The 6887-nt window shown below is 61.3% G+C and carries 7 protein-coding genes; 1 reads left to right on the top strand and 6 read right to left on the bottom strand.

Annotated elements, in window-relative coordinates; genetic code table 11:
- From DTP52_RS14825 to DTP52_RS14800, 6 genes are all read right to left on the bottom strand, one after another.
- Nucleotides 1–1932, bottom strand: a 1932-nt coding sequence (locus DTP52_RS14825; RefSeq protein WP_256594257.1) for a DUF6531 domain-containing protein, incomplete at its 3' end; no start/stop codon positions are given.
- A 187-nt stretch (nucleotides 1933–2119) separates the two neighbouring features.
- The gene (locus tag DTP52_RS14820) at nucleotides 2120–2521 is read right to left on the bottom strand and encodes an SEL1-like repeat protein (RefSeq protein ID WP_109754011.1); all 402 of its coding nucleotides are present in this window, start codon (nucleotides 2519–2521) and stop codon (nucleotides 2120–2122) included.
- Entirely contained in the window at nucleotides 2522–2893 is a 372-nt protein-coding gene (locus tag DTP52_RS14815) for a hypothetical protein (protein WP_003179080.1), read from the bottom strand.
- The gene (locus DTP52_RS14810; RefSeq protein ID WP_003204574.1) at nucleotides 2890–3231 is read right to left on the bottom strand and encodes a helix-turn-helix domain-containing protein; all 342 of its coding nucleotides are present in this window, start codon (nucleotides 3229–3231) and stop codon (nucleotides 2890–2892) included. Before DTP52_RS14810 ends, DTP52_RS14815 begins: the two co-directional genes overlap by 4 nt.
- Nucleotides 3232–3345: 114 nt before the next feature.
- On the bottom strand, nucleotides 3346–3795 hold the full coding sequence (locus DTP52_RS14805; RefSeq protein WP_109754010.1) for a YkvA family protein: 450 nt from the start codon (nucleotides 3793–3795) through the stop codon (nucleotides 3346–3348).
- 293 nt (nucleotides 3796–4088) lie between these two features.
- Complete coding sequence (locus DTP52_RS14800) at nucleotides 4089–4802, bottom strand: FKBP-type peptidyl-prolyl cis-trans isomerase (RefSeq protein ID WP_003204577.1); 714 nt, start codon at nucleotides 4800–4802, stop codon at nucleotides 4089–4091.
- Between the two features lie 269 nt (nucleotides 4803–5071).
- Here DTP52_RS14800 and DTP52_RS14795 point away from each other — a divergent pair, with 269 nt between their 5' ends.
- Nucleotides 5072–6877 (top strand): di-heme-cytochrome C peroxidase, encoded by a 1806-nt coding sequence (locus DTP52_RS14795; protein WP_109754009.1) that lies wholly within the window; start codon nucleotides 5072–5074, stop codon nucleotides 6875–6877.
- The last annotated feature ends 10 nt before the right edge of the window (nucleotides 6878–6887 follow it).

Here is a 6887-nt window from a genome sequence, read left to right as displayed (position 1 = left end):
GCGGGAGGCCGGCCCGAGGCCTTGCCACTCCCAGTAGAAACTCGCCCCGCCGGCCAGTTGCCGCTGGAGGATGACGTGTCGGTCGTCGTAGTCGTAGCGTTCGCTTTCGCCGGCGGCATTGGTCGCTTCGATCAGTCGGAAACGTCCGTCGTAGCGGTAGGTCACCAGCGTCTGCTCGGTCCGCCAGGCTTCGTCGAGAGTGATGGCCGGGTGGAAACTCTGGTAGTCGACGGCGATTAGGTGACGATGCGCGTAGCGCAGGCGCAGGGCGCGGCCGGCGCCGTTGTCCAGGCGGCTGATGTCGCCATGGATGTTGCGCTGGACCGTCAGGCGGTTGTCGTGGCGGTCGCTGAGGGCCACCAGGTGGCCGTCGCGAAAGTGCAGGAACGCGGCGTCCGCACCAGCCTGGGCGACGATCAGTTCGTCCGGCTCGGTACCGAGGTAGATCGCCGCCCGGGCCAGGCTGTTGTGGATCGCCGGACGCTGGGCGTTGGGCAGTGGAAAGGTGGTGCGCCGGTTCTCCTGGTCGACCCAGACGACCTGCTCGCCGTCGAGCTCCAGGCGATGGACCAGGGCATGGCTCCAGCCGCGCCCGAGCCCGACGTCCAGGTCGGCGGCGCTGGTGCGGTACAAACGGGTGAAGACGAACGGCAAGCGGCCATCGAGGGTACCGTCGTCGAGGGTCAGCAGTTCTTCGCCGGTGACCATCGACACCGGGCAGCCGCTGGTCTGGGTCTGGGCCGCGGTATCGGCGCTGTCGCCATTGGGGTTTTTCGATTGGGTTGGGGCGTCGTCGTGGGGTTCGTGTTTTTTCAAAGTGGTGTTGCGTTGTGCATCCCAGCGCAACTGCATCCGACCTTTCTTGACCCCCGCCGCAATACCTCGGGCCGCCACCGTTTTGTAGCGATCCACGTAGGTCATGAAGCCGTTGACCACCGCGAAGATCCCACGGATGAAACGCTGCATGGCACCCAGCAGGTGCACGCCCACATTTCCCAGGCGCATCGACAGATAAGCGATACCAGCCCCCGCCCCGGTGAAGGTCAGGACTACGCCGATCAACAGATCGATCAACAACTGCACCGTCACCCTCGACAAGGCTTCGGCCGTTTCGCCTGCGACCTCACTGGGCGGCAGCATGTCCAGCCAGAGACTGGCGGTACGCACCAACAGGCATAAAGCCGCTTCGTCGCTGGCCAGCAGTTGCAGCTTGGCCATCACCTGCGGCGTTTTTTCCGCCAGCTCTTCTAGCTGCCTGGCGCTTTCGCCCAACCGCTCAACGAACTGACCAGGGTCCTTGAGGATGTCCGAGAGCAAGCTGATGCTGTCCCACACACTTTCAATCGCCGCCCAACTACCGGCGAGCAACCCGTTCCCCACCGCAGCCGCCGACGTTGCCAAGGACTGCTGCGCCCATCGCGGCTTGAAGCCTTGCCATTCGCCGCGCAGCCAGTCCGTCAGATCGCGGGTCACGCCATCGTAGGAAGAAAACAGTTGCTCGATGTGCTGGGGAGATACCTCGCCCTGAACGTGTACCCGATAGGACTTGCCCGCCTCGCCCTGGAAGGCCCCCAGCCCCTGGGCATCGAGGGTGACTGGCGTGACCTTGCCGCTGTCCACGTCCACCACATCCACCACGATGTCGCCCAGCGGGATGTCGTACACCGACTCGAACTTGCTCTCGATCGTCATCGTCCCGCCTTCGGGGCACTGGACGACCGTGGGGAGGAAATCATCGTCACCGGTGCTGACAGCGGTGGTGCTGTCGCCGAAGCGGATCACCCGCTCCATGCCCATTAGCGAGGGCAAGTCGGCGGCATGACTGGCCCGGTCCGCCGCTCGGCTGTACCAGCGTGTGAGTTGTTCGCGATAGACCGACAGAGTGTCGTTGAAGCTGTCGAGTTCCTGCTCGATACGGCTCACCTGATCCATCAGGACGGGGCTCGCTCAAGGGCTGGCAGGAAAAAACGGTCGAACATGGGCAAACGTCTCGCAGCGCTCAAGGAGCGCGAGATTTTGCCGGGGATGAGTGGAGAGTTAAGTCAGGGGAAGGAGATAGAGCGCGTAGGGCGATTCGCTAAATTAGTCTGATTTGCACACGAATAGCCTGTGGATAACCCTAGAGATCCTGATCTTCAAGTGATTTGAGCTTGATCTCGGCCAATGGATGCCCGGCTTTCGCCGCCAAGGTCCACCAACGTGCCGCTTCAACCGGGTCTGGCGTCTTGCTGGCTGTACCGGCCAGGCTGATCACGCCAACCTGGTAGGCCGCCTTGCCATCCCCAGCCAATGCCGCCAGCCGCAGCAGGCGAATCCCTTCTTCACGGGCACCCAGCCCTTGGCCGCGAAACGTGAGGATGTGCCCATAGAAGCTTTGCGCACCGACGTCGCCCAGGTTCGCCATGCGGGAAAACTGGCCCTCGAGCCAGGCCCAGCCACGCGGCTGGCGGACGAACCAGGACCAATGAAACAACCGACGCGCCAGCCAGTAACCGCCCCGCGCCTTGAGTCGCCAGAGCATTCAGGCCTCCGCCGACTCGGGGTACTCGTATTCAAAAACCCGAACCACTTCCGAAGCGTGCCAGGAGGCTGCGGCCACGCCATCGGAAGGCCCGGAAAAGCGGCCCAGGCGCTCAACGCACTCAAAGAACCCGGTTCGCGGCAAACGACTGGCGCCCTGGCTGATCACCAATGAACTGCGCAACGGCTGTTCCGCCCGGGCGTCCAGCGCAGCCAGGTGTTCAAGGGCCGCAGTCAAGGTCTGCATGGCCGGGCTGGGCAGTTGCAAGCGCTCCAGCAACGCTCGGTAAGTCAACAAATGGCGCTGGCGACGCGCCTGGTCCAATTCACCCAACAACCCATCCCAATGCTGCCGACTGATGCGTACGCTCACGATTCTTCCCTCCAACCCGGCACCGTCAACTCCCAGGCCAGACTGCGCCGAATCGCGGCATCGGGCTGACGCTCGCCGCTCTCGATCAAGGCCAGATAAGACGGGCTGATACCTACCGTGCGGGCCAGCGCCTCAATGGCGATGCCCTTCCCTTCGCGCAAACTGCGTAATTGATCCAGGCCAGGGAGAACCTGGCCGGGTGCCGCCGCGTGACGGACTGTCGCCTCGCGCGGCGGTGCTTGATCGATGCCTGCTGCCTTCAACAAAGACTGGTACTGATCCCACGGCAAAACCGCGTACTCGGGCTCTCCGTCACGTGTGATTATTTGAATATCCATGTCTACCCCGTAGGACAACAACACTTAGCGAGTCAGCCTTTTTCCTTGGAAGTGTAATCCTAATACCGGCTAAGGTCGCGGTGCGATGAATTCTCAGGGGCAATTGCTAGCGAATCAGGTCTTTTTCTGGCTTTGGAGTTGTTCCGGGGTATCGGGAAGCCTTTCGACCTGGGCCAGCTTCTCGGGGGATTGTCGATAGCGCCAGGCGCGGAAAGCCTCGAGTTCAACGTCGAGGGTTTTCATGACCCATGCCAGCACCGCGATATCGTCGAACATGCCAAACATCGGCAAGATATCCGGAATCGCGTCCAGGGGACTGAGGAAGTACATGAGCCCTGCCACCACCGACAACATCGACTTGGCACTGACAGCGCGGTATTCGCCCCGCCAGTAGGCCAGGCACAGGGCCTGCAGCAGACGCAGGTCCTCCTTGAGTTTGCCCAACCGCCCGCCCTCCCGGGCACCTTTGCTGGCGACGGCAAACAGCAATGTCGGCAATCGACCGCGGGCCAGCAGGCGGCCTGCCAAGGGCAGAAATCGCGCAAAATTCCACGGGGCCTTCATTTTTTCTCCCACTGAAATGTTATCCACACAAATTGTGGATAACCTTGTGAACAGAGCTGCATTTCCGCGCTGAAGCCCCCGTTTCATAAGGCCCCGGCTTAGATCGGGCGTTTTTTACTCACATAAAAAAACCCAATATTTCATTGACTTGACCGGCTGACTGCGTCTAGCCCAGCGCCTGTATTGCCTATGACTGCAGCCTGCATCGTGCGTTCGGTTTTTTTGCCATTTGCCGCAACCCAGATGCGACAACGCCCCGCATAAGCGAGGCGTTGTCGTTATAGCAGACGCGATTACTTGGCTGCGTCTTCTTTTGCCGGATCCTTGATCGCCAGCAGTTCCAGGTCGAACACCAGGACCGAATTGGCCGGAATAGCCGGGCTCGGGCTCTGGGCGCCGTAGGCCAGGTCGCTCGGGATGTACAGCTTGTACTTCTCGCCGACGTGCATCAGTTGCAGGCCTTCGACCCAACCCGGGATCACGCCGCTGACCGGCAGGTCAATCGGGCTGCCACGTTCAACGGAGCTGTCGAATACGGTGCCGTTGGTCAGCTTGCCGGTGTAGTGAACAGTCACGACGTCAGTCGGCTTAGGCTGTGGACCGTCGGCTTTCTTGACCACTTCGTACTGCAGGCCGGAAGCGGTGGTGGTGACACCGGCTTTCTTGCCGTTTTCTTCAAGGAACTTCTTGCCGGCAGCAGCCGACTCTTCGCTCATCTTGGCCATGCGCTCTTCGGCACGCTTTTGCAGTGCGGCAAAGGCTTCGACCAGTTCTTCGTCCTTGAGCTTCTGTTCTTTCTTGCCGACGGCATCTTCGATGCCCTGGGCGACCGCTTTGGAGTCCAGGTCGTCCATACCTTCCTGAGCCAGGCTCTTGCCCATGTTCAAGCCAATACCGTAGGAAGCTTTCTGCGCCGGGGTCTTCAGCTCTACGCTGGTCTGCGAGTCGCAACCCGCGAGTACCAGGCCAACCAGGGCCACCGCCGCCGCCAACCGATGCTGTTTCATGCTATTTCCTTGTTCATGCGCCTAAAGGGCAATCGAATAAAGCCGCGAGCTTATCAGGCGGCCACGACCAATGGCTACCGGCATGTGAGCCGCAAAGTAACGATAAGTTCAGGCCTGCAAACGCTTTTTAACCCTGTACGAATGAAGCATCTGTCATCTGCGACGTACAGGGACAAATTGCCGCTCCCCTACAGGCCAGGGGTAATGGCCACTTGCCCGCCGCGCGGCACTGAGGCATAAGGACATATCAAAAAAACAAGGACGTTACCGTGCGCCTTCTCTCTCGCATTCTCTTGCTGCTTCTCGCGCTGCTGATCGTCGTCGTGGCCGTGGTGCTTTATTACGTCGCCAATCCTCGCTTGCCGTTCTATACGCCCGTCGAACAGGTGCATTACCTGGATCAATGGAGCGCCGCCGAGCGCCAGACGTATTACTTCACCCCCCAGGGCACCCAGGTCAAAGGCCTGCGCTACGACTGGTTCACCGCCCTCGAATTGCCATTCTCGCAACAACGCTTCGCTTCGCCCGAGTACCTGGCGCGCTTTGGCTTCCTGGTCGATCCGGCGCAGAAAGCCTCGCCTGACAATCCCGGCAATTTGCCAGTAGGGTTTGCACGGCACCAGAATCCGGGCAGCAGCGAGCAGTTCCTGGATATCACCTGCGCGGCGTGTCATACCGGCGAATTGCGCTTCAAAGGCCAGGCGATACGGATCGATGGCGGCTCGGCTCAGCATGTGCTGCCTTCCAGTGTTCCTACATTACGCGGTGGCAGTTTCGGACAGGCATTGGTCGCCAGTCTGGCATCTACCTACTACAACCCATGGAAATTCGAGCGCTTCGCCCGCCAGGTGCTGGGCAAGGACTACGATGCCCGCCACGAGGAATTGCGCAAGGCGTTCAAGGTCTCCCTGGACACGTTCCTGCGGGTGGCCTGGAACGATACCCATCGCGGCCTCTACCCCACCGAAGAGGGCCCGGGCCGTACCGACGCCTTCGGCCGCATCGCCAATGCCAGCTTCGGCGATGCCATTTCGGCAGAGAACTACCGGGTCGCCAACGCACCGGTGGATTACCCGCAACTATGGGACATATGGACGTTCGACTGGGTGCAGTGGAACGGATCAGCCCAGCAACCGATGGCCCGCAACGTCGGTGAAGCGCTGGGGGTTGGCGCCACGCTGAGTTTCTTCGACGCCCAAGGCAAACCACTGCAAGGCGATGCGCGCTACCCCTCCAGCGTGCGTGTGCGCGACTTGAACAAGATCGAGGAAACCCTGCAACTGCTCAAGCCCCCGGTGTGGCCGGAAGCGCTGCTGGGTGCGATCGATAAACCGTTGGCGGCCAAGGGCCGGGCCCTGTTCAGCGAAAACTGCGCCGGCTGCCATGTGCCCAAAGTGGTCCAGGGCCCCGACAGGCCGGTGCAACAACTGCATATGCTGCCGATACAGGTGATCGGCACCGACCCGGGCACCGCCAACAACATCGCTGACCACCGCTTCGACCTGACCAGCCTGCAATGGGATCCGGCCGAGCTGGCGAAGCTGGAAGTGCAACTGCACCCGACCCCGACGGAGCCACTGGACCTGAGCCAACTCTCGGTCGCCAAAGGCCTGGCCTACGTCACGGCATTCGTGGAAAACCGCGCCTACCGCGATGCCGGCGTCACCCCCGCCGAGCGCCCGGCCCTGGACGGTTTCGGCCTGCCCATCGGTGTACGCGAATTGCGCGCCTACAAGGCCCGGCCGTTGGCGGGTGTCTGGGCCACGCCACCGTTCCTGCACAACGGCTCGGTGCCGACGATCTATCAATTGCTGTCGCCTCAGGACGAACGCGCAACCACTTTCTATAAAGGCAACTTCGAATACGACCCGCGCCACCTGGGCTATCGCACCGAAGCCTTTACCAACGGTTTCCTCTTTGATACCCGGATTACCGGCAATCACAACAGCGGCCATGAATTCCGTGCGGGCGAGCGAGGCAATGGCGTCATTGGCCGCTTGCTGCAACCGCAGGAACGCTGGGCCTTGCTGGAGTATTTGAAGGTGCTGGGCGGGCCGTTGGAGTCGCAACTGTAATGATGAACCC

Origin of the sequence: Pseudomonas sp. 43mfcvi1.1 (assembly GCF_900115935.1) — a bacterium.
Taxonomy (GTDB): Bacteria; Pseudomonadota; Gammaproteobacteria; order Pseudomonadales; family Pseudomonadaceae; genus Aquipseudomonas; species Aquipseudomonas bijieensis.
Note: the sequence above shows the minus strand (reverse complement) of the source record. Positions and strands in the feature narration are given on the sequence as shown.